This window comes from Gilliamella apicola (assembly GCF_000599985.1).
Taxonomy (GTDB): Bacteria; Pseudomonadota; Gammaproteobacteria; order Enterobacterales; family Orbaceae; genus Gilliamella; species Gilliamella apicola.
Genome location: NZ_CP007445.1, coordinates 1,362,572 through 1,389,007 on the forward strand (window position 1 = coordinate 1,362,572; position 26,436 = coordinate 1,389,007).

Annotated in this window: 30 protein-coding genes and 1 tRNA gene; 27 read left to right on the forward strand and 4 right to left on the reverse strand. The window is 34.8% G+C overall.

Annotated elements, in window-relative coordinates:
* Positions 1 to 330 precede the first annotated feature (330 nt).
* Positions 331 to 993 carry a DUF421 domain-containing protein gene (locus tag GAPWK_RS06315; RefSeq protein WP_025315413.1) on the forward strand — a complete coding sequence of 221 codons (663 nt, stop codon included), beginning with the start codon at positions 331 to 333 and terminating at the stop codon, positions 991 to 993.
* A 55-nt stretch (positions 994 to 1,048) separates the two neighbouring features.
* On the opposite strand, the gene GAPWK_RS06320 is transcribed toward GAPWK_RS06315, so the two are convergent.
* Entirely contained in the window at positions 1,049 to 1,321 is a 273-nt protein-coding gene (locus tag GAPWK_RS06320; RefSeq protein ID WP_025315414.1) for a DksA/TraR family C4-type zinc finger protein, read from the reverse strand.
* Between the two features lie 163 nt (positions 1,322 to 1,484).
* On the opposite strand from GAPWK_RS06320, the gene msrA reads away from it, so the two are divergent.
* The 3 genes from msrA to msrB are packed head-to-tail and all read left to right on the forward strand — an operon-like array spanning position 1,485 to position 3,046.
* Positions 1,485 to 2,018 (forward strand): peptide-methionine (S)-S-oxide reductase MsrA, encoded by a 534-nt coding sequence (gene msrA, locus GAPWK_RS06325; protein WP_025315415.1) that lies wholly within the window; start codon positions 1,485 to 1,487, stop codon positions 2,016 to 2,018.
* A 12-nt stretch (positions 2,019 to 2,030) separates the two neighbouring features.
* Positions 2,031 to 2,558, forward strand: coding sequence for a cytochrome b (locus tag GAPWK_RS06330; RefSeq protein ID WP_025315416.1), 528 nt, complete (start codon positions 2,031 to 2,033; stop codon positions 2,556 to 2,558).
* Between the two features lie 44 nt (positions 2,559 to 2,602).
* Positions 2,603 to 3,046: a peptide-methionine (R)-S-oxide reductase MsrB gene (gene msrB, locus GAPWK_RS06335; protein ID WP_025315417.1), complete on the forward strand. Its 444-nt coding sequence runs from the start codon at positions 2,603 to 2,605 to the stop codon at positions 3,044 to 3,046.
* Between the two features lie 218 nt (positions 3,047 to 3,264).
* Here the strand turns inward: msrB and lptG are convergent, their stop codons facing one another.
* Together lptG and lptF are read right to left on the reverse strand one after the other, a co-directional pair.
* Positions 3,265 to 4,329 carry an LPS export ABC transporter permease LptG gene (lptG, locus tag GAPWK_RS06340; RefSeq protein ID WP_025315418.1) on the reverse strand — a complete coding sequence of 355 codons (1,065 nt, stop codon included), beginning with the start codon at positions 4,327 to 4,329 and terminating at the stop codon, positions 3,265 to 3,267.
* A gap of 11 nt (positions 4,330 to 4,340) precedes the next feature.
* A complete protein-coding gene (lptF, locus tag GAPWK_RS06345; RefSeq protein ID WP_025315419.1) occupies positions 4,341 to 5,441 on the reverse strand; it encodes an LPS export ABC transporter permease LptF in 1,101 nt (366 codons plus the stop codon).
* Positions 5,442 to 5,579: 138 nt separating this feature from the next.
* On the opposite strand from lptF, the gene GAPWK_RS06350 reads away from it, so the two are divergent.
* The 6 genes from GAPWK_RS06350 to GAPWK_RS06375 all read left to right on the forward strand — a co-directional run bounded on the left by GAPWK_RS06350 (position 5,580) and on the right by GAPWK_RS06375 (position 13,453).
* Positions 5,580 to 7,061: a leucyl aminopeptidase gene (locus tag GAPWK_RS06350; protein ID WP_038517287.1), complete on the forward strand. Its 1,482-nt coding sequence runs from the start codon at positions 5,580 to 5,582 to the stop codon at positions 7,059 to 7,061.
* Positions 7,062 to 7,078: 17 nt separating this feature from the next.
* Positions 7,079 to 7,534, forward strand: a complete 456-nt coding sequence (locus tag GAPWK_RS06355) for a DNA polymerase III subunit chi (protein WP_025315420.1) — start codon at positions 7,079 to 7,081, stop codon at positions 7,532 to 7,534.
* Between the two features lie 319 nt (positions 7,535 to 7,853).
* A complete protein-coding gene (locus GAPWK_RS06360) occupies positions 7,854 to 8,696 on the forward strand; it encodes a Rossmann-like and DUF2520 domain-containing protein (protein ID WP_025315421.1) in 843 nt (280 codons plus the stop codon).
* Positions 8,693 to 9,547, forward strand: coding sequence for a 3-methyl-2-oxobutanoate hydroxymethyltransferase (panB, locus tag GAPWK_RS06365; protein ID WP_025315422.1), 855 nt, complete (start codon positions 8,693 to 8,695; stop codon positions 9,545 to 9,547). Before GAPWK_RS06360 ends, panB begins: the two co-directional genes overlap by 4 nt.
* Positions 9,548 to 9,551: 4 nt before the next feature.
* Positions 9,552 to 10,400 (forward strand): pantoate--beta-alanine ligase, encoded by an 849-nt coding sequence (gene panC / locus GAPWK_RS06370; protein ID WP_025315423.1) that lies wholly within the window; start codon positions 9,552 to 9,554, stop codon positions 10,398 to 10,400.
* A gap of 194 nt (positions 10,401 to 10,594) precedes the next feature.
* Positions 10,595 to 13,453 carry a valine--tRNA ligase gene (locus GAPWK_RS06375; protein WP_025315424.1) on the forward strand — a complete coding sequence of 953 codons (2,859 nt, stop codon included), beginning with the start codon at positions 10,595 to 10,597 and terminating at the stop codon, positions 13,451 to 13,453.
* A 62-nt stretch (positions 13,454 to 13,515) separates the two neighbouring features.
* Here the strand turns inward: GAPWK_RS06375 and GAPWK_RS06380 are convergent, their stop codons facing one another.
* The gene (locus GAPWK_RS06380) at positions 13,516 to 14,187 is read right to left on the reverse strand and encodes an OmpW/AlkL family protein (protein WP_025315425.1); all 672 of its coding nucleotides are present in this window, start codon (positions 14,185 to 14,187) and stop codon (positions 13,516 to 13,518) included.
* 269 nt (positions 14,188 to 14,456) lie between these two features.
* Between GAPWK_RS06380 and GAPWK_RS06385 the strand changes: the two genes are divergently transcribed.
* The 17 genes from GAPWK_RS06385 to GAPWK_RS06465 all read left to right on the forward strand — a co-directional run bounded on the left by GAPWK_RS06385 (position 14,457) and on the right by GAPWK_RS06465 (position 26,315).
* Positions 14,457 to 14,532 (forward strand) — tRNA-Lys (locus GAPWK_RS06385).
* Positions 14,533 to 14,693: 161 nt separating this feature from the next.
* Positions 14,694 to 15,926 (forward strand): integrase domain-containing protein, encoded by a 1,233-nt coding sequence (locus tag GAPWK_RS06390; RefSeq protein ID WP_025315426.1) that lies wholly within the window; start codon positions 14,694 to 14,696, stop codon positions 15,924 to 15,926.
* Positions 15,927 to 16,360: 434 nt separating this feature from the next.
* Positions 16,361 to 17,221 (forward strand): hypothetical protein, encoded by an 861-nt coding sequence (locus GAPWK_RS06395; protein WP_025315427.1) that lies wholly within the window; start codon positions 16,361 to 16,363, stop codon positions 17,219 to 17,221.
* A gap of 95 nt (positions 17,222 to 17,316) precedes the next feature.
* Complete coding sequence (locus GAPWK_RS06400; RefSeq protein WP_025315428.1) at positions 17,317 to 17,496, forward strand: helix-turn-helix transcriptional regulator; 180 nt, start codon at positions 17,317 to 17,319, stop codon at positions 17,494 to 17,496.
* 10 nt (positions 17,497 to 17,506) lie between these two features.
* Positions 17,507 to 17,794 (forward strand): helix-turn-helix transcriptional regulator, encoded by a 288-nt coding sequence (locus GAPWK_RS06405; RefSeq protein WP_025315429.1) that lies wholly within the window; start codon positions 17,507 to 17,509, stop codon positions 17,792 to 17,794.
* Positions 17,781 to 18,320 carry a BRO-N domain-containing protein gene (locus tag GAPWK_RS06410; RefSeq protein ID WP_025315430.1) on the forward strand — a complete coding sequence of 180 codons (540 nt, stop codon included), beginning with the start codon at positions 17,781 to 17,783 and terminating at the stop codon, positions 18,318 to 18,320. Before GAPWK_RS06405 ends, GAPWK_RS06410 begins: the two co-directional genes overlap by 14 nt.
* A 498-nt stretch (positions 18,321 to 18,818) precedes the next feature.
* Positions 18,819 to 19,037 (forward strand): host cell division inhibitor Icd-like protein, encoded by a 219-nt coding sequence (locus GAPWK_RS15565; protein WP_407919855.1) that lies wholly within the window; start codon positions 18,819 to 18,821, stop codon positions 19,035 to 19,037.
* Positions 19,030 to 19,266, forward strand: coding sequence for a hypothetical protein (locus tag GAPWK_RS06420; protein WP_025315432.1), 237 nt, complete (start codon positions 19,030 to 19,032; stop codon positions 19,264 to 19,266). Before GAPWK_RS15565 ends, GAPWK_RS06420 begins: the two co-directional genes overlap by 8 nt.
* On the forward strand, positions 19,259 to 19,480 hold the full coding sequence (locus GAPWK_RS06425) for a hypothetical protein (RefSeq protein WP_025315433.1): 222 nt from the start codon (positions 19,259 to 19,261) through the stop codon (positions 19,478 to 19,480). The genes GAPWK_RS06420 and GAPWK_RS06425 overlap by 8 nt, the downstream gene beginning before the upstream one ends.
* Positions 19,467 to 21,827: a primase-helicase zinc-binding domain-containing protein gene (locus GAPWK_RS06430; protein ID WP_025315434.1), complete on the forward strand. Its 2,361-nt coding sequence runs from the start codon at positions 19,467 to 19,469 to the stop codon at positions 21,825 to 21,827. Before GAPWK_RS06425 ends, GAPWK_RS06430 begins: the two co-directional genes overlap by 14 nt.
* A 4-nt stretch (positions 21,828 to 21,831) precedes the next feature.
* Complete coding sequence (locus tag GAPWK_RS06435; RefSeq protein WP_025315435.1) at positions 21,832 to 22,152, forward strand: hypothetical protein; 321 nt, start codon at positions 21,832 to 21,834, stop codon at positions 22,150 to 22,152.
* A gap of 226 nt (positions 22,153 to 22,378) precedes the next feature.
* A complete protein-coding gene (locus GAPWK_RS06440; protein WP_025315436.1) occupies positions 22,379 to 23,536 on the forward strand; it encodes a phage major capsid protein in 1,158 nt (385 codons plus the stop codon).
* Between the two features lie 31 nt (positions 23,537 to 23,567).
* Entirely contained in the window at positions 23,568 to 24,122 is a 555-nt protein-coding gene (locus tag GAPWK_RS06445; RefSeq protein ID WP_025315437.1) for an HK97 family phage prohead protease, read from the forward strand.
* A gap of 2 nt (positions 24,123 to 24,124) precedes the next feature.
* On the forward strand, positions 24,125 to 25,324 hold the full coding sequence (locus GAPWK_RS06450) for a phage portal protein (RefSeq protein ID WP_025315438.1): 1,200 nt from the start codon (positions 24,125 to 24,127) through the stop codon (positions 25,322 to 25,324).
* On the forward strand, positions 25,321 to 25,653 hold the full coding sequence (locus GAPWK_RS06455; RefSeq protein WP_025315439.1) for a phage head closure protein: 333 nt from the start codon (positions 25,321 to 25,323) through the stop codon (positions 25,651 to 25,653). Before GAPWK_RS06450 ends, GAPWK_RS06455 begins: the two co-directional genes overlap by 4 nt.
* The gene (locus tag GAPWK_RS06460; protein WP_025315440.1) at positions 25,646 to 25,939 is read left to right on the forward strand and encodes a head-tail connector protein; all 294 of its coding nucleotides are present in this window, start codon (positions 25,646 to 25,648) and stop codon (positions 25,937 to 25,939) included. The genes GAPWK_RS06455 and GAPWK_RS06460 overlap by 8 nt, the downstream gene beginning before the upstream one ends.
* A gap of 7 nt (positions 25,940 to 25,946) precedes the next feature.
* Entirely contained in the window at positions 25,947 to 26,315 is a 369-nt protein-coding gene (locus GAPWK_RS06465; RefSeq protein WP_025315441.1) for an HNH endonuclease signature motif containing protein, read from the forward strand.
* Positions 26,316 to 26,436 lie beyond the last annotated feature (121 nt).

A 26,436-nucleotide genomic window follows, 5' to 3' on the forward strand; every position in this document is an offset into this window, starting at 1 on the left:
TTTCGTTTTCGATTAATATTTATGATTAATTGATATTATTAAATTGTTTATTAATAATAAAGTGATTAAATAAAGTCTCCAAATGTTTATTTATCATTTAAATAGTCTATATCATTTACTATTCACATTTTTTAAAATCAGTTTTAGAGTAAATTAATACTGCTTTCATCAAAGTTCAAGTCACTATCCAAAAATTAATGATCATTGATTTCATATAGATAAAAATTTAGTTCGTTTGTGATACTTATTTTTTAACTGTCATTTATCTGCTTATACCTTGTTGCAAAACTTTTTATAGATTTTAAACGGATATATTCTTGGAGGTTAGAAATGTATTTACTTGAAATGGCACCAAAATTTTTAGTTGCTCTTATTATTTTACTTATTTACGTCAAATTATCGGGCAAAAGCCAAATAGCACCTATGTCACAATTGGATCAAGTTGGTAGTATGGTTATTGGTGCATTAGTTGGGGGAGCGCTTCTTAATTCTAATGTTTCAGCATGGCAATCTGCGGGTTTAGTTATTATTTGGGCAGGGCTACTTTTATTAGTTCGATTCATTAAATCTAAAAACTCACGATTAAGAGATGCCATTGATGGAGAACCGATTCAACTTGTTAAAAATGGCCACTTAATTAGTGACAACTTTATTAAAGCTAATTTACCCGTCAGGGATTTTGAGACGCTCATTAATATTCAAGGTATTTGCGCCTTTAGCGAATTAAAGCAAGTTTGGTATGAATTGAACGGTTCATTAACAATTATCAAAAAAGGGGATAAAGATATTGCTGTGCTGGTGATTGAAAATGGGGCGATTAGTGAAGATAATCTTGAACAGTTACATAAAAGCGAGACATGGCTTAAGCATGAAATCAAAAAACAAGGATATGATGATATCAAGGATATTTTTTGTGCTGAATGGTTTGATAATAAATTACTGGTTTATCCTTATGACGATGTTCGCAAAAAAAGTAAAGCTCACCAATCATAAAAAATTATTTCATAAAAGAAAAGAAGAGGGAACAGACATTTCCCTCTGATTAAAATCATCGAAGTTGACTATCTTTGCTACCACGACGGTTATATAGATTCGCTGATTTGGCTAATTGTTTATCAATTTCTTGTTGGCATGACAAACAATATTGTACGCCAGGTAGCGCCTCTCGTCTTGCTTGCGCAATGGAGTCGCCACACTCAACACAAAAATGAGCACTTATAGTGCCATGATTTAATTGCCGTCTAGCCATTTCAATGGCATCTGCAATAGTGCCTTCAATTTGTTGATTAACAGCATCGTCAGATGCCCATCCACTTGCCATAAAATAGACCTCCTAAAACTGTAACACTATATCGAAAATATGGTGTTTTTTTAATCTATTTCAAGTAATATGACTAACGTATAATTAAAAACATGACTTAATCGTGTTGATACAGGTTAAAAGTGAATGAATTTGTCAAAAATCATTTAATCAGGAGATTATTATGCAACAATATGAACAAGCAACATTTGCCGGTGGCTGTTTTTGGTGTATGGTAAAACCTTTTGATCAGTATGAAGGCGTGATAAATGTGGTATCTGGCTATACAGGCGGACATGTTGAAAATCCAACTTATCGACAAGTTTGTTCGGGCACAACAGGGCATACCGAAGCTGTACAAATAACGTTTGACCCTAAAGTCATCAGCTACAAAAAATTGCTCGATATCTTTTGGCAACAAATCGATCCTACTGATGGTAAAGGGCAGTTCGCTGATCGGGGGGATTCTTATCGACCTGCTATATTTTATCATAACGAATTTCAACATAAGCAAGCTATGGCGTCAAAGCAAGCACTACAAGAAAGCGGACGATTTAACAAATCAATAGAAGTTTCAATTGAACCTGTGTTGACTTTTTATCCAGCAGAGGATTATCATCAAAATTATTACACAAAAAAGCCTTTGCATTATAATGAGTATTACCAACGATCAGGGCGAAGCCAGTTTATTGCTCAGCATTGGCCCAAAAATAAATAGGATATATTGTTTATGGAAAACTACCCAGAGTATTGTAGCAAACAAAAATGGTTACACTGGTTAACTATTATACTAGTGTTTTTAGAAATTATCTTGTTGACATTTGAAGTGAGGTTGTCACATTATTTGGGTGGGATGTTTATGATTTATCTTTTTCATAAATCATTTGGAATAGTGATCTTAATGTTAACGATCTTGCGCTTTATTGTAATCAAGGAATATGGTGTACCTGATGTTTTACCGAAAGATCGAAAATTTCAGCGCATTTTGTCAAAATCTGTGCAAGGATTTATATATATCCTATTGATAATTATACCTTTATCAGGCTACTTAATGAGTAGCCGTTCACTCAATGTATTTGGCATTATTTCGATACCAGCAATTGATATGACAAATACAATGCATCAATTATTTCATCTTGTGCACGAAATGAGTTCATATTTATTAGCTACTTTATTTATTTTACATATAGTAGGTGTTTCATATCATTTTTTTTGGATGAAAGATAAAGTTTTACAATCAATGTTAAAAGGAAATTAGTTTTATTGATGACTCTTAAATAAATTAAAAAGGTTAGGTGATTTATGAATAATACGTTGAAAGAAAAAGCGATATCACGATTAACACCCATGCAATACTATGTAACGCAACAAAATGGTACCGAACCACCACATGAAAATGAATTCAATGATAATCATCAAGAAGGGTTGTATGTGGATGTTGTATCTGGTGAACCATTATTTGCTTCATTTGATAAATTTGATTCAGGATGTGGTTGGCCAAGTTTTTCTAAATCAATAAATAATGGCAACATAATCGAAAAAGCTGACCATAGTCATGGTATGAGCCGTGTTGAAGTACGTTCAACAAAAGCTGATTCTCATCTTGGTCATGTATTTAATGATGGTCCAAAAGCGTTGGGTGGTTTACGTTATTGTATTAACTCAGCAGCCTTACGTTTTATACCTAGAGAAGAACTTGAATCTGCCGGTTATGGTCAATATTTAAAACTTTTTAAAAATACTTAATTCATCTGCTCAATACCAAAAATTGTTTAGGATGCATTAATTATTATTTATTTAAATATTTGCCGTTCAAATAAACCGATCATAGCTATTTTAATTAGGCTAATACTACTGCTATTATCAATTAAGCATTCTTAATTATTTAATTAAGAACGCCTGTATATGATTTCAAATTTTTAACTGTCTATTTATTTAAAGAACATCAGCATGCAATGATATACTTAATTTTTTCTTTTAAACAAAATATAGCTAATTAAAAGAAATACCAGACTAGTTACCATAGAGCCCAATATAGGATATACCCCGACTACAATGCTGGCTTGAGCAAAAAGGTTATCAGCAATATAGAAGATAAATCCAAAACTGATACCAATAATCACTCTCACTCCCATTGATACGCTGCGTAGTGGTCCAAAAATAAAAGACAACGCGAGAAGCATCATGACAGCCACGGAAAGTGGCTTGATTAATTTCTTCCAAAAAAGTAAATCATAATTTTTAGTGTCTTGACCTGAGCTTTTTAAATATTGTGAATATTTGTATAATCCAGAAGCAGATAGAGAATCTGGATCAAATGCTACAATGCTTAACTTGTCAGGGGTAATATTTGTTTTCCACTCCATTGTAAGAGTATTACTACTTTGAATTTTATCAATTTGAGTTAAATCACTTTTTTCAATTTGTGATAACGTCCAAACATTATCTTTGAATATACCATTATCGGCATGCGTTATTGACAATAATTTATTGTTGTCTACCGAATAGATATCAATGTTAGATATTGAACTATCACCATTAACATGGCCGATATAGACATAATCATTGCCATCTTTTGCCCATAAGCTACCTTGTTGTGCCATTAAAGAACTGCCGTAGAGTTTTTCTGAGCGCATATTTCGAGCAGTTTGCTCACTAATAGGCGCAATCCATTCGCCAATAGCCATAGTAAGAAACACAAGCGGTAATGCTGTTTTCATTACGGCTAAAGCAATTTTAAAACGGCTGAATCCAGCCGTTTCCATTACTATCAGTTCACTACGGGATGCTAACATACCTAATCCAATTAAAGCACCAAGTAAAGCTGCCATTGGAAAAAAAACTTCTAAATCTTTCGGCACCATTAATAAAGAATAGATACCGACAGCAAAAGCATCGTAGTCAACTTTTATTTTTCTAAGTTGATCAATGAAACGGATAATGCCTGATAAGCTGATTAATAAAAACAGGCTAATTCCAATAGTACTTATAATAGTTTTACCAATATAGCGATCTAAAATCGAAAACATCCTTTTCTCCTTTATGATGCAATATATTTCAAACGAATTTTACGCATAAATAAGTTATCCCAACAATTTAAAATTATGGCAAGAATAAAATATCCTAGATTGATTACATAAAACCATAAAGCTGGATCTAAACGCCCCTTGCCTGCATTGGCTTTAATCGAACTGGCTAATAAAAAATAGACCAAATAGAGCAACAATGCAGGGAGAATTTGCGCCAATCGTCCTTGTCTAGGATTCGACACGCTAAGAGGAATAACCAAAAATGCCATGAGAGGAACAGAGATAATAAGGGTTAACCGCCAATAAAACTCAGCTTCTGATTTGATTGTTTTTGTTTCATACAAATCCGTTAAACCGAGTTGTTGAACATCATTTATTTCATCATTATTTGAGTCGAGTTCTTTAGGTTTAATAATACCCATATAATTATGAAAGTTAGTTATGCGAAAATCTTTTAGTTGTGCAGTCCCTTCATAGCGATTAGCATCATCAAGTGTGATAATTTGATTGCCTTGTGCATCATTTCCAGTCTTTCCCTTGTTGGCAATAATGATTGAAGGTCGTTGATTGTCCTTAGGATTAATTTTAGCAATAAAGACATTTTCTAAATTATTTTTATCAACATTACTAATATAAATCACTGAATTTCCATCTGGTGTTTGCTGAAATTGACCCGCTAATAGACCTGCTAAACTTGGATTGATTTTGGCATTTTCAACTAACTGGTCTTGTTTTAAGCTTGACCAAGGTCCAAACCAAATACAATTGATTGTCGTTAATGCGCAAGTGAGAATACAAAGAAAAAAAACTACTTGGTAATTCAAATTCTTTTTTACACCACAGGCATGCATGGCTACCATTTCACTATCAGAATATAAACGACCAAAAGTTACTAAAACGCCCAAAAATAAGCTTAATGGCAAAATCAAATCCGCCATATTTGATACGCCTAATACTAGCAAAGGCATGATTAAATCACGTGGAATATTTCCCTCTATCGCACTAGATAAAATTCTAATTAACTTTTGAGAAAAGAAAATTAGCAATAATATAAATAATATTGCACCTTGTGTTTTTAATGTTTCTTTCACTAAATATCGACGGATTATCACATTTTACCTATCTTCAATTTTTATAAATGGGACTATTATAATAGGATTTGCTTTGTTTAGTTATCTTTTTGTTGCTATCGCTAAATGAACAGATAGAATGTTACTCATCATCATAAATTTCATAAAAAGAGAATATCTATGGAAATTTTAATCAAAAACAGTAATTCAATTACAAAACCAAAATCAGAATGTTTAGTTATTACCGTAAATTCAGATAAAAATCAGTCAGATATAGTAAAGGAAATTGATGAAGCGACTAATGGGTTGGTCAGTCAACTGATCAAATCTGGTGACATTAGTACTGAACTTGGTAAAACCACTTTTTTATATTCCTGTTCATCTAAATTAAACCAAGAACTATTATTTGTTGGTTGTGGAAAGTTGAAAGAATTTGACAGCAACCAATCCAAACAAATTATCCAAGCGGTAGTCAAAGAATTATTGGCAAAAAAAGTCAAAAGTGTGAATTGGGATTTATTAACGGTTAAATCAACGGCAAATATTGAAATTGTTAAGCAACTTCCACAAATTATCAATAAGATGACCTATTGTTTTGATCAATTCAAAACCCAAAAATCGCCAACTCCAAATTTGGATAAAATTACCTTAATTTGCAATGACAAAAAGCAAAGCGAATCTTTAACAAACGGATTATTACAAGGTCAAATTATTGCCGATGCAATTAGTACCACAAAAACAATTGCCAATATGCCTTCAAATGTTTGCAATGCACAATATCTAGCGGATCAGGCTAAACAATTAGGTAAAAAGCACTCATCTTTAAAAATTTCATGCTTAGGTGAGAAAGAATTAGCTAAACTAAATATGAATGCCTATTTAGCGGTAGGGCGTGGTTCTGCAAATGAATCGATAATGACGATCATTGAATATCATGGTGCAAAAGATAAAAAAGCCCAGCCTTATGTGCTTGTAGGTAAAGGTTTAACATTCGATTCAGGTGGTATTTCAATTAAACCTTCAGCGGGTATGGATGAAATGAAATATGATATGTGCGGAGCCGCAACCGTTTATGGTGTTATGCAGGCAGTCGCAGAGCTTAAACTACCTATTAATGTCGTTGGGGTTATGGCAGGTTGTGAAAACATGCCTGATGGCAATAGCTATCGACCAGGTGATATCTTAACAACCATGTCTGGAACTACAGTCGAAGTAATTAATACCGATGCGGAAGGGCGCTTGGTATTATGCGATGCTTTAACTTATGTTGAACGTTATAAACCAAAAACTGTTATTGATATAGCAACCTTAACTGGTGCCTGCATTGTTGCATTAGGTCACCACTATACAGGGGTGATGGGTAACAACAAAAATTTAGTTAATGAATTAATGTTAGCATCCAATAAAGCTGGCGATAAAGCATGGGAATTACCGATTGATAATGATTTCCAAGAGCAGATTAAGTCAACTTGTGCAGATATTGTCAATGCTGGCGGTCGTGATGGTGGAACAATTACTGCAGCGTGTTTTTTATCACGGTTTACCGAAAAATATCACTGGGCGCATTTAGACATTGCTGGTACAGCTTGGCAATCAGGCGCTAAAAAAGGCGCGACAGGTCGCCCAGTTGCGATGTTGATTGAATACTTATTAACACAATAGGTTGATCATTCATTTATATGAAAAAAGTGATTTTTTATCTTTTAGAAAACCAAAAACCGGCGAATGAATCAGGTGTTTTATACCATGAGAAACTCGCTTGTGAAAAAATTGTTGAAATCTGGCAAGCAAATAAAAGAATCTTAGTTGCTTGCCAAGATCAACAACAAGCTGAACGTATAGATGAATACCTTTGGCAGCTTGATACCGACCATTTTGTACCACATAATTTAGCTGGTGAAGGTATGAAAGGTGGTTCGCCCGTCGAAATTTGTTGGCCACAAAAACGCAGTAATGGCAATCGGCATGTATTGATTAATCTACAAGAGCAGTTTCCTGAATTTGCCGCAGTGTATTCTGATATTGTTGATTTTGTACCAGTAGACGAAAGATTAAAAGAGTTGGCAAGAACAAGGTATAAATTATATAAAGAAGCTGGATTCAATTTAAAAACCATACCCGTGACTTGCGAGTAAATTTATACCATTGCGAAATAATATAAAGGCAATGGTATAAACTTTTTAGATTTGGTGATGGATCGATATTACGCAGGGTTAATGCGGTGATGACAAGCTAAAAAAATATTGTATTGGTTATAAGCAAAGCAAGTTTATTCGCTATTGGAGTCTACAGAAAAGATCTAACATTATTTAATAATGGTAAATTTTATTTTTACTCAACAGAGTAATAATCGCCGATAAATTATAAATATTGTTAATTTTATCAGAATTAATCTAATTGAATATCAATCGGATTAGGCTATAATGCGATCTTTTTTAAAAAGATATAATAGTTATGATTATCGGTTTTATAGGTGCGGGTAAAGTTGGTTGTACGTTAGCGAAGTACTTTTCATTGAGTGGTTTTCGTATTGCTGGTTTTTTTAGTCGAACTTATGAACATGCACAAGAAGCAAGTGATTTTACGCAAAGCAAAGCTTATTCATCACTTGGTGATTTAGTTAACGATTGTGATTGCATATTTGTTACTGTATCTGATAGTCAAATATTAGTTGTTTGGCAAGAACTGTGCCAGCTACCTATTGCGAATAAATGGATAGGTCACTGTAGTGGTTTATTAACATCTCATATCTTTAGCCAAAATAAGGTTGTTCATCCTTTAGCTTTTTCTTTACATCCTCTATATGCCATTTATGATCGGTTTGGTTGCTATTCTGCCATGCCTGGTGTCTCTTTCACGCTTGAAGCCAATCCTAAAGTTATTTGCCAATTGCAAGCTGTGTTTACATCTTTAAAAAACCCTTTGGCAGTCCTTTCAGCTAGTAAAAAGCCTCTTTATCATGCAGCCTGTGTCATGCTTAGTAACCAAGTGATTGCTTTAGTACAAATAGGAATAGAATTATTGAATCAATGTGATTTAAACAGTGAGTTTAGTGAACAAGCATGGCATCCGTTATTTTTAGGTAATGCCAACAATACTTGTAAACTAGGGGTGATTAATGCTTTAACAGGGCCGATTGAACGCGGTGATATTGATACTATCAAACAACATATAATGGTTATGCCAGATGAATTAAGACCGATTTATAAACAATTATCAACTATTTTACTTAATATTAGTCGAAAAAAACATCCGAACAAAAATTATCGACAACTGGAATTGGAGCTGTCTTCGTGAAAAAAACTATTTTAACCTTACAACAACGTAAAGAAAATCAACAAAAAATCACTATGCTAACGGCGTATGATTATACAACTGCCAAGCTTATGGATGAAAGTGGGGTCGATTGTTTACTTGTTGGTGACTCTTTAGGAATGGTCATGCTAGGCTATGAAAGTACAGTGTTTGTTACTATGGAGGATATGATTCATCACTCGAAAGCAGTGGCAAAAGCAGCTAAAACAGCTTTTGTTATCACTGATTTACCATTCATGTCTTATCATACCTCCGTCTATAATGCTGTTTATAATGCCGGACGATTAATTAAAGAAGGGCAAGCGCAAGCTGTAAAACTTGAAGGAGGGCAAGCATTTTGTGAACATATTAAAATGATTGCTCAAGCTTCAATTCCCGTTGTTGCTCATATCGGTTTAATGCCGCAATCTGTTTTAGCTTTAGGCGGTTATAAAGTTCAAGGTAAAGATTATCAAAATGCTAAAAATATTGTGCTTGATGCCTTAGCTGTCGAACAAGCTGGTGCAGCTGCAATTTTATTAGAATGCGTCCCTGCCAAACTGGCTAAATTTATTACTGAGCTTGTCAATATTCCAACTATAGGTATTGGGGCTGGCGCTGGTTGTGATGGACAAGTATTGGTTTATCAAGACATGCTGTCAATGTATGATGGCGTATCTTCAAAATTTGTTAAATCTTTTGCACCAGTCGGGGAACAAATGAAAAAAGCGTTTGGTGATTATTGCCAAGAAGTCAAACAACAACAGTACCCTGCATCGATTCATGAATTTGCGATGGATGATGAAATTATGCAAAATCTGAAAAGTGAATTTTTGAATAACAAAAAAGGATGAAATAATGAAAGTAGTAACAACGATTAGAGAGGTGCGTGAGCAAGTTAACGCTTGGCGACAAGCTGATAATAGCATCGGTTTAGTACCGACAATGGGATTTTTGCATGAAGGTCATCAAAGTTTGATGCAAGCCGCTAAACAAGATAATCAAAAAGTTATTGTAACGATTTTTGTCAATCCTATTCAATTTGGTCCTTCGGAAGATCTTGCCAGTTATCCACGAGATTTAGAACGTGATAAAATCGCCTGCGAACAAGTGGGTGTCGATCTGATTTTCTGCCCAGACGCCAGTGAAATGTATTCACCTAATTTTAATAGTTATGTTGATGTAAATGAGTTAACAGAAGCTTTATGTGGCAAAAGACGCCCAGGTCATTTTAAAGGCGTTTGTACGGTTGTTACAAAACTATTCAATATTGCTCAACCAGATCGTGCCTACTTTGGGCAAAAAGATGCCCAACAATTAGCGGTAATTAAACGTATGGTAACGGATCTGAATTTTAATATTGAAATCATCGGATGTCCTATTGTACGTGAATCAGATGGACTGGCTAAAAGTTCTCGTAATAGTTATTTGTCTGAAAGTGAACGGGTGGCTGCGGTTTGTCTTTACCAAGCAATTGAATGTGCAAAAGCTATGATTCATAAAGGTGAAAAGTCAGTTAATGTGATCACCCAAGCCATGCAAGAGTTGATCAGTAAACAACCTTTGGCAAAAGTTGATTATATTGAGTTTGTAGATTTAGCTACATTAAAATCAGTTGATTTACTTGCACAAGACAGTTTATGTGCTTTAGCTATTTATATTGGTAAAACACGATTAATCGATAATTTTATTTATCAACATGATTGATTTAACTATAAATTCAAACTTTATAAATTAATACCGCTTTTTAACAAGCGGTTTTTATATCAATTATCAATCTAATAAAGTTTTAATCATATATTAAATCAATGAGTTTATTAATCTGCTAATTTATTGTTTGGCTATTTTCCTGTAGAATATAGGGTATTTTTATGCCTTGAATTAGGATTTATTCATCAATTATGAAAAACACGACTTACAATCCACAAGAAATTGAACAACCTATTTATAAACATTGGGAAGAATGCGGTTATTTCAAACCCAATGGTGACAAATCTCAACCAAGTTACTGTATTGCCATTCCACCTCCGAATGTAACCGGTAGTTTACATATGGGGCATGCATTTCAACAAACCATCATGGATGCATTAATTCGTTATCATCGTATGCAGGGTAACAATACCCTATGGCAATCGGGTACAGATCATGCTGGTATTGCTACTCAAATGGTTGTTGAACGTAAAATTGCCGCTGAGGAAAACAAAACTCGTCATGATTACGGTCGTGAAGCATTTATTGATAAAATTTGGCAATGGAAAGCAGAGTCAGGTGGTAGTATCACTAAACAAATGCGTCGACTAGGTGATTCTGTTGATTGGGATCGCGAGCGATTCACCATGGACGAAGGTCTATCCAATGCCGTGAAGGAAGTGTTTGTAAGATTATATCAAGAAGATTTGATTTATCGAGGAAAACGTCTAGTAAACTGGGATCCTAAACTTCGTACTGCCATATCAGATCTTGAGGTCGAAAACCGAGAAGTTAAAGGCTCAATGTGGTATTTACGCTATCCACTTGCTGATGGCGCTAAAACAGCAGAAGGTAAAGATTATTTAGTTGTTGCCACAACTCGACCAGAAACACTTTTAGGCGATACGGGGGTTGCAGTAAATCCGGAAGATCCGCGTTATAAAGATTTAATTGGTAAACATATAATATTACCATTTGTAAATCGTTGTATTCCGATTATTGGTGATGAACATGCCGATATGACTAAAGGAACAGGTTGTGTAAAAATCACACCAGCTCATGATTTTAATGACTATGAAGTAGGGCGTCGTCATCAATTACCGATGATCAATATTTTCACTTTTGACGGTGATATTCGTACACAAGCGGAAGTATTTGATACCAATGGCGAGGCATGCACTATTTATACGACAGAGATTCCAGAACAATTCCAAAATTTAGAACGCTTTGCAGCGCGTAAAGCCATTGTTGCTCAATGTGAAGCATTAGATATACTCGAAAAAATTGAACCACATGATCTTACTATTCCTTATGGCGATCGTGGCGGAGTGGTTATTGAACCTATGTTGACTGACCAATGGTATGTTCGTGCCAAAGTACTTGCTGAACCTGCTATTGATGCAGTAAAAAATGGTGACATCCAATTTGTACCAAAACAGTACGAAAATATGTATTTTTCTTGGATGAATGATATTCAAGATTGGTGTATTTCTCGTCAATTATGGTGGGGGCATCGAATTCCTGCTTGGTATGACAATCAAGGTAATGTTTATGTAGGTCGTAATGAAGCAGAAGTGCGACGTGAAAATAACCTATCTGACGACATTGAATTATCACAAGATGAAGATGTACTTGATACTTGGTTCTCATCAGCGCTATGGACATTTTCAACCTTAGGATGGCCAGAAAATACCGATGATTTAGCGACCTTTCATCCAACTAATGTATTAGTAACAGGGTTTGATATTATTTTCTTCTGGGTGGCCAGAATGATTATGATGACGATGCACTTCATCAAAGATGAGCATGGTAAACCTCAAGTACCATTTAAAACTGTGTATGTTACAGGGTTGATTCGTGATGAAGAAGGGCAAAAAATGTCTAAATCTAAAGGTAACGTAATTGATCCTTTAGATATGATTGATGGTATTTCATTAGCTGATTTGTTAGAAAAACGTACTGGCAATATGATGCAACCACAGTTGGCTGAAAAAATTGCCAAACGGACTGAAAAGCAATTTCCAAATGGAATTGAAGCCCACGGTACGGATGCACTACGCTTTACTTTAGCGGCACTGGCTTCAACTGGACGTGATATTAACTGGGATTTAAAACGCTTAGAGGGTTATCGTAACTTCTGTAACAAATTATGGAATGCAAGCCGTTACGTATTAATGAATACCGAAGAACATGATTGTGGCTTTAAAGGCGGAGATTTAGATTATTCACTATCAGACAAATGGATCTTAGCGGAATTTAACCAAACCGTTAAAGCCTATCGTGAAGCATTTGATACTTATCGTTTCGATTTAGCTGCTAATATTTTATATGAGTTTACTTGGAATCAATTTTGTGACTGGTATTTAGAACTTACTAAATCTGTATTAGCTAATGGTGAACAATCTGCACAACGTGCAGCTCGTCATACACTGGTGACAGTTTTGGAAGCATTATTGCGCCTTGCTCATCCAATTATTCCGTTTATCACTGAAGCAATTTGGCAAAATGTGAAAGGACTAATGAATATTAAAGCTGACACAATTATGCTACAACCAATGCCAGAATTTGATGAAAAATATATTAATGAAGAAGCGGTTGCTGATATTAATTGGATTAAAGATGCTGTTATTGCTGTGCGTAATATCCGTGCTGAAATGAACATTGCACCGAGTAAACCATTACAATTATTAATTCGTCAAGCTTCACCTACGGTTCATCGTATTGTAAGTGATAATATTACTTTTATTAAAACTTTGGCTAAACTTTCTGAAATTGTCTTACTTGATGAAGGTGAAAATAGTCCATTGTCTGTAACTAAATTGGTTGATGGTGCAGAGTTACTCATACCAATGGCGGGATTAATCAATAAAGAAGATGAATTAGCTCGTCTTGAAAAAGAGATTGCTCGGATTGATAGCGAAATAACTCGTATTACAAATAAATTATCAAACGCTAGTTTTGTTGACAAAGCACCAGCCGCAGTGGTTGCTAAAGAAAAAGAAAAACAGCAAGGTTACATTGATGATAAAGCAAAACTGCAAGAGCAGTATGTAGCAATCAAGAATCTATAAGATTGATATATAAAATCTCTCGTTAATTTTATTAGCGAGAGATTTTTTTATTCAGCAAAAGTCTAGAATTTATAACCTACACCAATCATTGCAACCCATGGGTCTAACTTATAATTAGCCGTTACTTTAGTGTTTCCTAAATGCGTTGTTGCTTTAGTTTCAATATTTATATAACGTAACTGTGCATTTAAGAGCCAATTTTCATTAATGGAATAGTCAGCACCAATTTGTGCAGCTAAGCCCCAAGAACTGTCTAAATCTAAACCATGGAATCCTGCTTTTTTAGCCTCACCGCTAAGTTTTTCATCAAAGAAGAATGTATAGTTCACCCCAACACCAACATACGGTTGAAATTCAAATTTCGAATCAAGTGGATACCAAACAGCACTTAATGTAGGTGGTAAATGTTTAATTTTACCAAGATGAGCGCCAGCCAAACCAGTTGAATTACCACCGCCGAGTTTAACTTGATGACTAAATGGTGTTGCACCTAACAGCTCTATACCAATATTATCCGTTATCATATATTGAAAATTGAGACCAAGTTGAGTTTCATTATCGGCTTTGGCTCTTAAATCACTTTTTGCTCCACCAACTTTTACATGATCACTTTTATCTTTTGGATGAACATATACAGGCCCACCACGAACTATTATTTCATTCGCTTGATGTGCATAAGCCATTGAACTAGCTAACCCCATTGAAATAAGCATTGCAACTGATGATATCTTCATTTTTTGCCTCCTGATTTTACCTTATAACCTATAATTGAATGATTATTGAATATGACGTTAATTAATTTTTATTAACTAATTGTCCATTCATACTTTTGTTGATGTTATATTAAGCTAATTAAAGAATTTGTAGGATGATTATAACTCATTTAATTTTTTAATAATATCACAAAAAATTTGATAAATCTGAGATATAGGTCAAAATTAATATAAAATATAAAGCTTGCATTAACCTTATAGCTTAGATACAATATAGGAAATATTTTAGTGGGTTGTTAGCTCAGTCGGTAGAGCAGTTGACTCTTAATCAATTTGTCGCGGGTTCGATCCCCTCACAACCCACCATTCATTAATCCATCCAAATTCAAAAACGTTCAAAAAACCTTTATATAACAAGCTTTCTAACTAATTTACTGTTTATCTAAGTTCAAGAAGATTTAGCGAAATTCAAACTTTTATGTTATATATTATGTTATACGCTCAAATATAACTTAAATTCGTATAACATGGCAAAGATTATAAAACCTCTAAATGATACTCAAATCAAGTCAGCCAAGCCAAAGGGAAAGGATTTTACTTTATCAGATGGCAACGGTTTATATTTATTAATTAAATCTAATGGTTCTAAAATTTGGCGATTTAATTATATTAGTCCTGATTCAAAAAAACGCACATTAGTTAGCTTTGGAAGCTATCCAGAAATCACATTATTTAACGCAAGACAAAAAAGAGATGAATATCGTTCTTTAGTATCTCAAGGAGTAGATCCACAACAGCATAAACAATCTATACAAAACCAATCAAAAAAAGAGAAAGATAATACATTTTATAAAGTGGCTGAAAGATGGCTTGAGCAACAGAACTCAAGAGATATCACTAGTGGAACAATTAGGCGAATAAAAAATTCATTTGTTAATTATATTTATCCTAGCCTTGGCGATATACCCATCTCACAGCTAAAAGCAAAAGATTTTATTGAAGCTTTAAAACCTCTTGAATGTGCCGGTAAACTAGATACAGTTAAGAGGATATCACAACGAATTAATAGAGTAATGACTTATGCTGTTAACAATGATCTGATTGAATATAATCCAGCTGGTAAAATAGGAGCTGTGTTTAAAGTTGCCCATAAGCAAAATATGCCCTCTTTACCACCTTCAGAGTTACCAAGAATAATGAAAGCCATTTCTTTGGCTAGTATTGAATTACAAACAAGATGCTTGATTGAGTGGCAACTACTTACCATAACAAGACCAATTGAGGCAGTATCTGCATTATGGAGCGAAATAGACCTAAAAAATGAATTATGGACGATACCAGCAGACAAAATGAAAATGAGAAGAGATCATACTATCCCACTAAATAAACAGGCGATAAGGATAATTGAGATTATGAAGCCTATTAGCGGTCATGGTGAACATGTTTTTCCAACATTAAAAGCACCTTTCAATAAACATATGAATAAAGAAACAGTCAATACAGCATTAAAACGAATGGGCTTTAAAGGTGAGTTAGTTGCTCATGGCTTTAGATCATTAGCATCTACAGCATTAAATGAACATGGCTTTGATTATGATTTAATTGAAGTCTCGCTTGCCCACGTCGATAGGAATGCAGTAAGAGCAATTTACAATAGAGCAACCTATTTAGATAAACGCCGTGACATGATGCAATGGTGGGGTGATTTTGTAGAGCAAGCTAGCCAAGGAAATTTATCACTGTCAGCAGCTCAAAAATGAGCCTCTTGATTTTATTCATAGAACCAGATTTAAGCCAGTCAATTAGACTGGTTTTTTATTACCTATTATTTAATAAATACTTTATATATATATTTTAATAACACTAACAACACTAATAACATAATATAATTGATTTATATATATTTTTTTAAGTGTTATTAAAAGAAAGTAATAACATATATAACATTAAAACATGTCATTAGGTCGGATTTCAAATCCGTGCTGATTTCTAAATAAGAGCCTTTCCTTTGGCTAGCTAAATACCACCATTTAGTGGGATTTAGGTTAATGTTTTTTTATACAGTATATGATATAATAATGCTCAATAATGTTTAACTGACTAAATTAGTTACGTCTAGGGTAGCTCCTGAACATTCGTAACCCTAACGAATTGGCGTAACTTCTTCATTAGGGTTATTGTTTGAGGGAGACGAATGGCATTACCAGCATTAGAGTATTGTAATTTAACTAGAGCTAGTCGGTTATTAGGATGTGAAATTGATGATTTAATTCACTGGTGGTTAATCGGAACTATAGAATTACATATATGCTTGGATGGCAAAAAATCTATTTTGGTTGGACAAAACAAAAGTGATAAACCTTTACCTATTGCTGAGGCTTTTGAAAAAATGTTTAAGGAAACGGGAGATATCACATCATCTAAATTATCAAAATTATACAAGATGAAATCATTTGATTATAGTAGATATCCTTCAAATCGCTGTTATCATTGTATTGCATATGGTTTGTGGAAAGTTTTGCCTAGCTCAGTTACCAGAGAATTGAAAGAAAGAAAAATAAGATTAATTTCTGAATATCATTTTAAAAATAGTGAAAGAAAAGAGGGTGTAGCTCTCTTATCCCATGATGTTGATAATTTTTATTTAATATTCGACGAAATTGATACAGAGGAAGGACTCGAAATAAATGTCGAAGATTTAATCATTACAAAAAGACATATTGATCGCTTGAATCCCGAAATAAATAAAAATTCACAAAATTTACCTAATTGGATAAAACAAGATGAATTTGACGATAAACCTAATAATACCGATGAAAAAACGATACCATTAACTATAATGGCTGAAAAACAAGAAAGAATACAGAATCCTGAAAGAATATTATGGCAAATTTATTTAAAAGAGCACTTTACTCTTATGTGGAATAATTCAAATTCGACAACATTAACAAACGAATTAAATTTTCTTGCTTCCAAGCATGGTTTTGGTGAAAAAATTTTTAATGAAAAAACAGTTTCAGGATGGATAAGTAGGTATAGTCTTAATAAGAGATAAATAGTCTTATTAAGAGTTTATCTATTTGAAATAAAAAGATTTAAATTCTAAACTCCTCATTAAGTTAAACACAAACGAACTTAATGAGGTAAACAATGCAATTAAACACTCCAAAATACTATTCTCTTGATGAACTGGCGTTAATCTTAGGCTGTGCTAAGAACACATTACGCTATGACCCAAACTTCCCAAAAGGTTTAAAAGTAGGTAAACGTCGTGTCGTTTATGATATGGCTGAGGTTAAAACCTACTTAGAAAGCAACCGAGTACAGTAGGAGGCTTTCAATGTCATATTCAATCACACCTGAACAACACAAAGCCATTAGGGATAAATACGGTATCCAATATGATCGCCTTGTTCGTGAAAATGAGAGATACAAAATTACTAGTATCGCCCGTTCAACAGCATGGCAACTTGAGAAAGACGGTAAATATCCATTAAGAAAATCATTAGGTGCTAACTCATGCGGTTGGTCATTAGTGGAATTACTTCACTGGATCGACAATCCGCCAACAGTTGAAAAGATAAATCAACCGACTAAACGCCGAGGGTTTGCTAATGGGAGCTACTAAGATGATTGTTAAACAAGATGAATTGAGTGTAATTAAATTTGATGGCATCGATGTAAGAATCATTACTCATTTGGGTGAACCTTGGTTTATTGCTAACGATGTGTGTTTGGCGTTAGAGCATAGCAATCCAACCAAAGCAATTAAATCATTAAATAGCCTTGAATTAATGACCCTAACTTTAAGTTATAGTCATTCAGGCAAAAGAGGCGGGGCAAGAAAATTGTTAGCTGTATCTGAATCAGGATTTTACAAGTTGATCGCTAGAAGCAGAAAAGCAATTCAACAAGGAACATTTGCTTATCGATTTAGTAACTGGGTATTTGGTGAAGTTATTCCAGCAATTCGCAAAACTGGTGCTTATGGTGTGCCTTGGGCTTTCTTGAATGATCATGCTAAACGTGAAAAAGAATATCTTATTGAATCAAGCAAAAGAGGACGTAATTTAGAAGCTTGTAAAAAATGGAAAGCTAATTTGATAGCAGAAGAGCAAGCACTATGGAAAAAATATCAACCAGAATTGATTTAATAAAAAAGGCAACTTATCACAGTTGCCCATATTCAATCACTAAAATCAATTAATTAAGGTATATTAATGTCAATAGAACTAATCAAAAGCATTGAACTTGTGCCAAAGCGTAACACGTTTAAAGCACGTTCTTATAATAACGCAGTGTTAAAAAAATGGGTAGATTTCGGAAGCGTTCGAGAGCATTTTAGTTATGCTTTTGGAGTGATTCCTCTTGATTGCAATTCTTTTCTTAAAACTCTTTTTATCCAAGTTGCTAAATTTGTATCGCCATCTTTTGCAGCTTCTTCTTCTAGTTGTTGCCTAAATTCTTCAGTTAACCGCATTTGGTATTGTGGTGATCTTTTTCCCTTTGGTGTTGACATGGTACTTACCCTATATTATTATAATTACATGGTAACGACCATTATAATGGTAACGACCAAAAAAGCAATCCCTCGAAGTGGTGGAACACTATCGAGGGATCTAACCACAATAACATTAAATGAGGTAATGATTATGGCTAACCGCTATGATAGCGCACACCTACGTGCAAGACAATCCAAACTATATAAATTCTATGACCTTTCAACCGCTCAAGTTATCCAAACTACAGCAACAACCGAACGCCAAGCACGGAAAAATTTAGGCAAGCAATCTCTTATTTTTATTGCCAGAATTCAAATAACGCCAATCATTGAACGAGTCAGAACTTGGGGAGGTTACAGTCATGAATAATGCTCATAACCACCGATTAATAAATAATATTGAAACTAAACTAGCACAAGCACAAAGCATGATTAAGGTAATTTTGGATAATCACAATTATAAAGATGAGGGATTAGATGAGCCTTTTATTGATCATTGCGATACAGGTAATTTACTTTGGGCAGCTGGTGACTTAATCGAAGATGCTTACAAGGAACTATTAAATATCGATTTCAAGGGAGATGAGAATAATGCCTAATATTTCTTTAGATGCAGTTGATACTATCAACTCTAAACTCGATCAAGCTAACGCTATTGCAACCCTATTAATATGTGAATGTAATGAAGATACCAAATTAAGTAATGAGTTACGCTCATATGTGCTTTGGTCTATATCAGACTTAATAACTGATTCTAAGAAACTATTTAGTAGTGAAACTGAATCTAAAGGTCGAAAAAATGAAAATCAATGAAATTACAACCCAAGCAGTAGATAAATGGCAATCAATTTTTAATTCATTAGGTATTGTGGTGGGCAATGGTAAGCATTGTCCTTGCCCTGTCTGCGGTGGTAAAGATAGATTTAGGTTTGATAATAAAAATGGGCGCGGTACTTATATCTGCAATCAATGCGGTAGCGGTGACGGCTTAAATCTTATCAAAAACTATTATCATTGTGATGCTAAAGAAGCTAGTAGTAAAGTAGCGGAATGCTTAAATTTAAGAAACACTTCCACAAACTCGGATTTGAAATCCGACCTACAAGACAACATACCAGAGAATCCTGTATGTAAAAAGGTTAAGTATTTGCTATCTAAAGCAATATTAGGTCAATCGGATTACCTCACTGAAAAAGGGTTAACCTTTGATTTACCCTTGTTAGATAACGGGCGCATTTTTGCGCCTATGCTGAATCTTCATAATGAATACGCAGGTGGTCAATTTATCGAACCTGACGGCAGTAAGCACTTAATGAAAGGTTCAAATAAGAAAAGTGCTTTTATATTAGTGCGCTCAGTTTTGAGCAGACCTGCCGAGGTGTGCGCAAATTTGCTCGCACATAATGAAATTATTATCTGTGAGGGGTTGGCTACAGGGATATCAATAGCAGAATTCCGCCTGCAGTCTATTGTTATATCCGCCATTGATGCAGGCAACCTTATTCATGTAGCTAAAGGCATTCGTGAGTTAAATCCTACTGCTAAAATCATTATCGCAGGTGATAACGATATTGGTCAAAGCCCTAATACGGGCTTAGCTAAAGCAATAGAAGCGTCTCAAGCGGTAAATGGTTATTACTCCGTTCCTGATACAGATTATAAATGTGATTGGGATGATTATAGGCAACAATTTGGACTTGAAAAAGTTAAGCAATATTTTGATAGCAATATCAAAAATTCACTTAAGGGAAGTTTTTCCGAAATTAAACTAAAATCTATACCCGACTTATCACAGATGCAAGCCAGTCAGAAAGCTGATGTACTCATAGAGCATTATGAGAATAATCTATCCTTAGATATGGTGACAAATGAGGTATATATCTATAAAGATAATGTTTGGCAAATGATTTCTGAAATGGATCTTAAACGTGAACTAGTCCAGTTGTTTCGACAATCAAATGCTCATTATTCAGAAAAAGGCATTAAATCGACCATTGATACAATGAAGCTTCAAATACCATTAAAAAACGAACCAGCGAGAAATTTAATAGGTTTTAAAAACGGTGTATTTGATCTTGATACTCGGACTTTTAAATCTCATTCAAAAAATCACTGGTTACAATCAATTAACAATGTTAATTTTATTGATAGTGTATCGAATGAAAATTTAGAGCATCATGCGCCTAATTTTTATCAATGGTTGTCACGTTCCGCTAAAAAAGACACTATCAAGATGGATGCTATAAAAGCAGCATTATATATGATATTGGCTAATCGTTATGACTGGCAATTATTTTTAGAAGTAACAGGCGCAGGTGGTAGCGGTAAAAGTGTCTTTGCTGATATTGCCACAATGTTAGCTGGTAAAAACAATACAGTATCCGCCAATATGGAAGCCTTAGAAAAACCAAGAGAACGGTCGCTTATTGTTGGGCAGTCGTTAATTATTTTACCGGATCAAGCAAAATATATTGGTGAGGGTAACGGTATTAAGGCAATTACGGGTGGTGACGATGTGGCGATAGATGAAAAATACAAGAAACCTTATTCAACTAAGATACAGGGGGTTATATTAGCGATTAACAATAACCCGATGACATTTAGCAATGATGACGGGGGAATATCTAGGCGGAGGGTAATCTTTCACTTTGGCGAGCCAGTTCCTGCTAATGAACGCGACCCAATCCTAAAAGATAAAATACGTGGTGAATTGTCTGTGATAATCCGTCATTTATTCAATTATTTTGAAGATGATAACAAAGCTAAATTACTGTTAATTGAGCAACAAAAATCATCTGAGGCAATTGAAGTTAAGCGATTAACCAATCCACTTATTGATTTTTGTAGTTATCTCTTTGCAACCGATAAACCTGACGGCATGATGATAGGAAAATACTCAACGCCAGTACAATTTAAGAGATTTCTATATCATGCCTATATTACATTTATCGAAAACAATAATCTAAAAAATCCGTTATCACTTAGGAACTTTGTTAATGCTCTACCTGCTGCAATGAAAGAGTACGGCTTGGAAGTCATTATAAGGGCAAGGCATGGTGAGGGACGTAGGACTAACTTACATCTTGATTATGACAAGTGTAATGACTGGTTCCCTGATGCTGCGTTAGAAGAAAGTAATATTAACTATAATAAAAGGTAACAAAATGAAAAGACTAATTGATACTAAAATTATGGCGATTGCATTAGATGAAATGTTGCATGATCCTATTAAAATAAATCAAATAACAAACGAATTTAGCAATCTAAAAAAGTATGTGCAAAACCAGCGTAAAATTTTGGATAGGAAACGAACTAATAATGAGTTAACTGAATTAGAGGAATATTTTATCTTCCCCGCTTTAGATGATGCTTATTTTTATTTATTAGATAGCCTAAAAAGTAACGCCAGACCTAGTGGCGAAATGAAGAGAATTGTTAGTGATATACCAAGTAGAATTGATTATTGGCTAATACAAATAAAATAATTCTGTTCTGATGCTTTCTGATTAATTTTACCTAATTCATTGAATTAACAATATTATTTTGTTTTGTTAGACTGCAGTTTGGGTTAATAGTATAACCACGAATTAGCGCAGATATGGCAGTCTAAAACCTAAGCGCAGCATCTTTCATAGCCTAATCGCTATTCCCACTTAAAGCCTTTCATATCTCGCTGTAAATAAAGAATAAATAAAGGTAAATAATAACGATATGAAAAAACTTATTGAATTACGTCAATTAAAAGCGACCAAAGTAGCAGAAATGCGCTCAATGCTTGACAAAGCAGAGCAAGAAAACCGCAGTATGACACCAGAAGAAAAGACACAATTTGATACTATAAAAGCAAAAGTTGAAGAGTTGAACACTGAAATTTCTAACTATGAAACTTTAGCCAATGAAGAGCGAAGTTTAGCAGATAAGAGCAAACCAGTAGATAAAAAGCTTACTAACGAAGAATTACGCAACTATATCCGTACTGGTGAGGCTCGTTCATTGTCTACTGCTGTACCTGCTGATGGTGGTTATACAGTAATACCTGAATTAGACAAAGAAATTATGCGTCAGTTATCTGATGAATCAGAAATGCGTGCAATTTGTACCGTTAAAAAAATCGGCTCAAATGAATATAAAAAGTTGGTATCAGTTGGTGGTGCGATAGTTAATCACGGCGAAGAGGCAACGGCACGAACAGAAACGGCTACACCTAATCTTGAAGAAGTATCAATTAAGTTATATCCAATTTACGCTTATCCTAAGACTACCCAAGAAATTCTAGATTTTAGTGATTTAGATGTTTTGAGTTGGTTAACGGATGAAATCAAAGATACTTTTGTCGAAACAGAAGAAATTGATCTTATTAGTGGTAATGGAACCAAGAAAGCTAAGGGATTTTTATCATATCCACAAGCGGTACAATCTGATAAAGAGCGTCCATTTGGCACTTTAGAAAAAATGACAGTAACAGCTATCACCGCAGACAGTTTAATTGATTTACTTTTTAAACTTAAAAAGAAATATCGTAAAAATGCTGTATGGACAATGAACTCAAATACTGCAGCAACATTACAAAAACTTAAAAATGGTAATGGCGATTATATTTGGCGTGATGGCTTGAAAGCTGGCGATCCCGATATGCTTTTAGGTAAACCTGTTCATTATTTAGAAAATATGAATGATAAAGGTGCTGTTGTTGCAGTTGGTGATTTTAAACGCGGTTACTATATTGTTGATCATGAAACAGGTGTAAGAACTCGCCCAGATAACATCACCGAACCAGGATTCTATAAAGTCCATACTGATAAATATCTCGGTGGTGGTTTAGTCGATTCTAACGCTATCAAAATCTTAGAAGTATCTGCTGGTAAATAATAACAGGGCTATATGCCCTTTTGAGGTTGATATGGATAAGAAAAAATATGAAATCAGAAGTACCGAAGTCGTTAGGGACGATACTAAGCTGGTCGGTTATGTGGTGAAGTGGAATAGCCGTTCACAATTGATATGGGGTGAATTTTATGAGCAGTTCGCACCAAAAGCATTTAGCCAATCATTGAGTAATAATCCTGATATTCGCGCTTTATTTGAACATGACCACAAAGCCCTATTAGGTCGGACTATCTCTAATACCTTAATTCTGGCTGAGGATGATATTGGTTTGCGATTTGAATTAACACCGCCAGACACTCAATTAGGGCGTGATTTGCTCGTTAGCGTGGATCGTGGTGATATTCGTGGTATGTCATTTGGTTTTATAGCCACAGCTGAATCATGGGATTTTAATCAAGAGCCATGTTTAAGAACGGTAAATACTGCTGAACTATTTGAAATAACTGTCACGAGTATGCCGGCATACCAAGAAAGTGATATACAAATAGCCAAACGTCCTATGCTTGAAGCTAAAGCCAAATTTCAGCCTGATTTAAGTAAAGCATGGCTTGACCTTATGGAGTTATAAACATGGGATTATTTAGCCGTAAGAAGAAAGAGCAACGAAGCATGACGGTGGACGAGTTAATCTCTTACCTTGGCTTGTCTAATACAAATTCGGGCGAATATGTATCGCCTAGCTCAGCCGAGGCATTACCTGCCGTGATGAATGCGGTCACGGTAATCAGTGAAGCTGTTGCCTCAATGCCGTGTTATCTCTACAAGCTCAACAAAAAAGGCGAACGTGAACGCATATCAAGCCATCCTGTTGAATATTTGCTAAATGAGATGCCAAACACCAAACAGACACCTTACCAGTTTAAACGCACGATGATGCGCCACTGTTTATTAGGTGGTAATGCTTATGCGGTCATTCACTGGGGTAATGACGGGCGACCTAGTGGGCTTGAAAGCTTCCCACCTTATGCTGTTACTCCAAAACGATTGGGTAATGGGCGTTATGCTTACTCCATTATTGATGAGGATGGTAATATCACAAATTACTTACAAGATGAGGTATTACATTTACGTTATGCGAGTGATGACGGTTTTCTCGGACGTTCTCCTGTTACTATTTGTCGGGAAGCGATAGGATTAGGACTTGCCCAGCAACGCCATGGCTCATCTATCATGAAAAACGGACTAATGGCAAGTGGTTATGTCTCTATGGCTGAATGGATGGATGATGCAAAAGGGAAAAAAGCCTTAAATGCATTAGAACGTTACAAAGGTGCAAAAAATGCAGGTAAAACACCAATACTTGAAGGAGGAATGAAATACGAGCAGTTAGGCATGAGCAATCAAGATGCCGAGTGGCTGCAAAGTAGACGGTTTACTATTGAGGACATAGCTCGAATATTTAACATTAGCCCGATGTTTCTACAAGAATATTCCCATAGTTCATATAGTAACTTTTCAGAAGCTACACGTTCATTTTTAACTTTAACGCTTAGACCATGGCTTACCAATTTTGAACAGCAATTAAAAGACGCATTAATGATTGATATTAACAATGATAAAAGCCGTTATCTAATTGAGTTTGATACATCGGACTTGATGCGTACCAGCCCAATAGATCGCTTTAACAGCTATAACATAGCGATTAAATCAGGAGTAATGAATCCTAATGAAGCAAGATTAAGAGAGGGTTTACTACCTTATGAGGGCGGAGAAGAATTTAGCCAAGCGTGGAAGCAAACAGTAGAAGTTAAAAAGGATAATGCTGAATGATTATAGGGCGATTAAGACAGCGCATTATCTTACAGAAATTTGAGAGCTACCGAGATCCATTTGGTCAAATTATTAAAGGATGGAAAGATATTGCAAACGTATGGGCTGAGGTTAAAGCAGTAACTGGTAAAGAGCTTATGTTATCACAGCAAGAGATGAGCGGTACCACTATAAGGGTTTATATTCGCTACCGTAAGGATATTGATACCACTTGGCGGATTAAGTACCTGATAGCTGGCTCACAATATTTAAATATTAAAGCTGTATTACCTGACGCCAAAAGAACTTATTTAGAATTGTTATGTGAGGCTGGTTTAAACGATGGCTAATATTACCTTACAAGAAGTTAAGTTACATTGCCGTATTGATGACAGTGACACCTTAGAAGATAGCTTACTTCAAATCTATATAGATGCTGCTCTTGAAGTTTGTCAAAAGCATATAGGAAAATCATTTGATATACAGGAATTCACGCCAGCAATCAAAGCAGGTTGTCTTATGTATATAGCTCATCTATATGAGAACCGAGAAATGGTTAGTACTAACACCGTAAGCGAAGTGCCGTTAGCTATTTCTTCATTGTGGAGTATCTACCGTGACCCAGCTATCTATTAGGTGAATGATGCCAATACAACCATTAAAGAGATGTTCATATCCTAATTGTCGTAACCGTGTTAAATCAGGGCGATGTAATGAGCATAGAAGAGATAAACAGCAAGATAAAGCACGAGGAACAGCAGCACAACGAGGCTATAATCATCGATGGCAAATATATCGAGCTGAGTACCTTAGGCATAACCCACTATGCAAGATGTGTAATGATAAAGGATTACTCACTCCTGCTACTGTGATAGACCATATCAAACCGATTGAGGATGGACAAAGTGATCCTCTCTTTTGGCAAGCAAGTAATCATCAACCATTATGCCGTGATTGTCATAGCTATAAGACAAGAGTAATCGATAAACGAGGATTTGGGTCATCTTCATAATAAAGACAACTGATAGCAGTCCTCAGATATGATGAGTGGGTAGGGGGGAATGTTCAAAGAAATTCAAAAAGCTAAAAGACCACCACCCTCCTCAAATTTTTATGCACAGTGATTTTTTAGA

Coding starts and splice junctions, on each gene's coding strand:
- GAPWK_RS06460 (WP_025315440.1), top strand. CDS start 25,646: ATGGCTAATATTACCTTACAAGAAGTTAAGTTACATTGCCGTATTGAT.
- GAPWK_RS06355 (WP_025315420.1), top strand. CDS start 7,079: ATGAAAAAAGTGATTTTTTATCTTTTAGAAAACCAAAAACCGGCGAAT.
- GAPWK_RS06430 (WP_025315434.1), top strand. CDS start 19,467: ATGAAAATCAATGAAATTACAACCCAAGCAGTAGATAAATGGCAATCA.
- GAPWK_RS15565 (WP_407919855.1), top strand. CDS start 18,819: ATGGCTAACCGCTATGATAGCGCACACCTACGTGCAAGACAATCCAAA.
- GAPWK_RS06400 (WP_025315428.1), top strand. CDS start 17,317: ATGCAATTAAACACTCCAAAATACTATTCTCTTGATGAACTGGCGTTA.
- GAPWK_RS06450 (WP_025315438.1), top strand. CDS start 24,125: ATGGGATTATTTAGCCGTAAGAAGAAAGAGCAACGAAGCATGACGGTG.
- GAPWK_RS06440 (WP_025315436.1), top strand. CDS start 22,379: ATGAAAAAACTTATTGAATTACGTCAATTAAAAGCGACCAAAGTAGCA.
- GAPWK_RS06465 (WP_025315441.1), top strand. CDS start 25,947: ATGCCAATACAACCATTAAAGAGATGTTCATATCCTAATTGTCGTAAC.
- GAPWK_RS06330 (WP_025315416.1), top strand. CDS start 2,031: ATGGAAAACTACCCAGAGTATTGTAGCAAACAAAAATGGTTACACTGG.
- GAPWK_RS06390 (WP_025315426.1), top strand. CDS start 14,694: ATGGCAAAGATTATAAAACCTCTAAATGATACTCAAATCAAGTCAGCC.
- GAPWK_RS06350 (WP_038517287.1), top strand. CDS start 5,580: ATGGAAATTTTAATCAAAAACAGTAATTCAATTACAAAACCAAAATCA.
- GAPWK_RS06455 (WP_025315439.1), top strand. CDS start 25,321: ATGATTATAGGGCGATTAAGACAGCGCATTATCTTACAGAAATTTGAG.
- GAPWK_RS06315 (WP_025315413.1), top strand. CDS start 331: ATGTATTTACTTGAAATGGCACCAAAATTTTTAGTTGCTCTTATTATT.
- GAPWK_RS06435 (WP_025315435.1), top strand. CDS start 21,832: ATGAAAAGACTAATTGATACTAAAATTATGGCGATTGCATTAGATGAA.
- GAPWK_RS06445 (WP_025315437.1), top strand. CDS start 23,568: ATGGATAAGAAAAAATATGAAATCAGAAGTACCGAAGTCGTTAGGGAC.
- msrB (WP_025315417.1), top strand. CDS start 2,603: ATGAATAATACGTTGAAAGAAAAAGCGATATCACGATTAACACCCATG.
- GAPWK_RS06375 (WP_025315424.1), top strand. CDS start 10,595: ATGAAAAACACGACTTACAATCCACAAGAAATTGAACAACCTATTTAT.
- GAPWK_RS06395 (WP_025315427.1), top strand. CDS start 16,361: ATGGCATTACCAGCATTAGAGTATTGTAATTTAACTAGAGCTAGTCGG.
- msrA (WP_025315415.1), top strand. CDS start 1,485: ATGCAACAATATGAACAAGCAACATTTGCCGGTGGCTGTTTTTGGTGT.
- GAPWK_RS06420 (WP_025315432.1), top strand. CDS start 19,030: ATGAATAATGCTCATAACCACCGATTAATAAATAATATTGAAACTAAA.
- GAPWK_RS06320 (WP_025315414.1), bottom strand. CDS start 1,321: ATGGCAAGTGGATGGGCATCTGACGATGCTGTTAATCAACAAATTGAA.
- panC (WP_025315423.1), top strand. CDS start 9,552: ATGAAAGTAGTAACAACGATTAGAGAGGTGCGTGAGCAAGTTAACGCT.
- GAPWK_RS06380 (WP_025315425.1), bottom strand. CDS start 14,187: ATGAAGATATCATCAGTTGCAATGCTTATTTCAATGGGGTTAGCTAGT.
- GAPWK_RS06410 (WP_025315430.1), top strand. CDS start 17,781: ATGGGAGCTACTAAGATGATTGTTAAACAAGATGAATTGAGTGTAATT.
- lptG (WP_025315418.1), bottom strand. CDS start 4,329: ATGTTTTCGATTTTAGATCGCTATATTGGTAAAACTATTATAAGTACT.
- GAPWK_RS06425 (WP_025315433.1), top strand. CDS start 19,259: ATGCCTAATATTTCTTTAGATGCAGTTGATACTATCAACTCTAAACTC.
- GAPWK_RS06360 (WP_025315421.1), top strand. CDS start 7,854: ATGATTATCGGTTTTATAGGTGCGGGTAAAGTTGGTTGTACGTTAGCG.
- GAPWK_RS06405 (WP_025315429.1), top strand. CDS start 17,507: ATGTCATATTCAATCACACCTGAACAACACAAAGCCATTAGGGATAAA.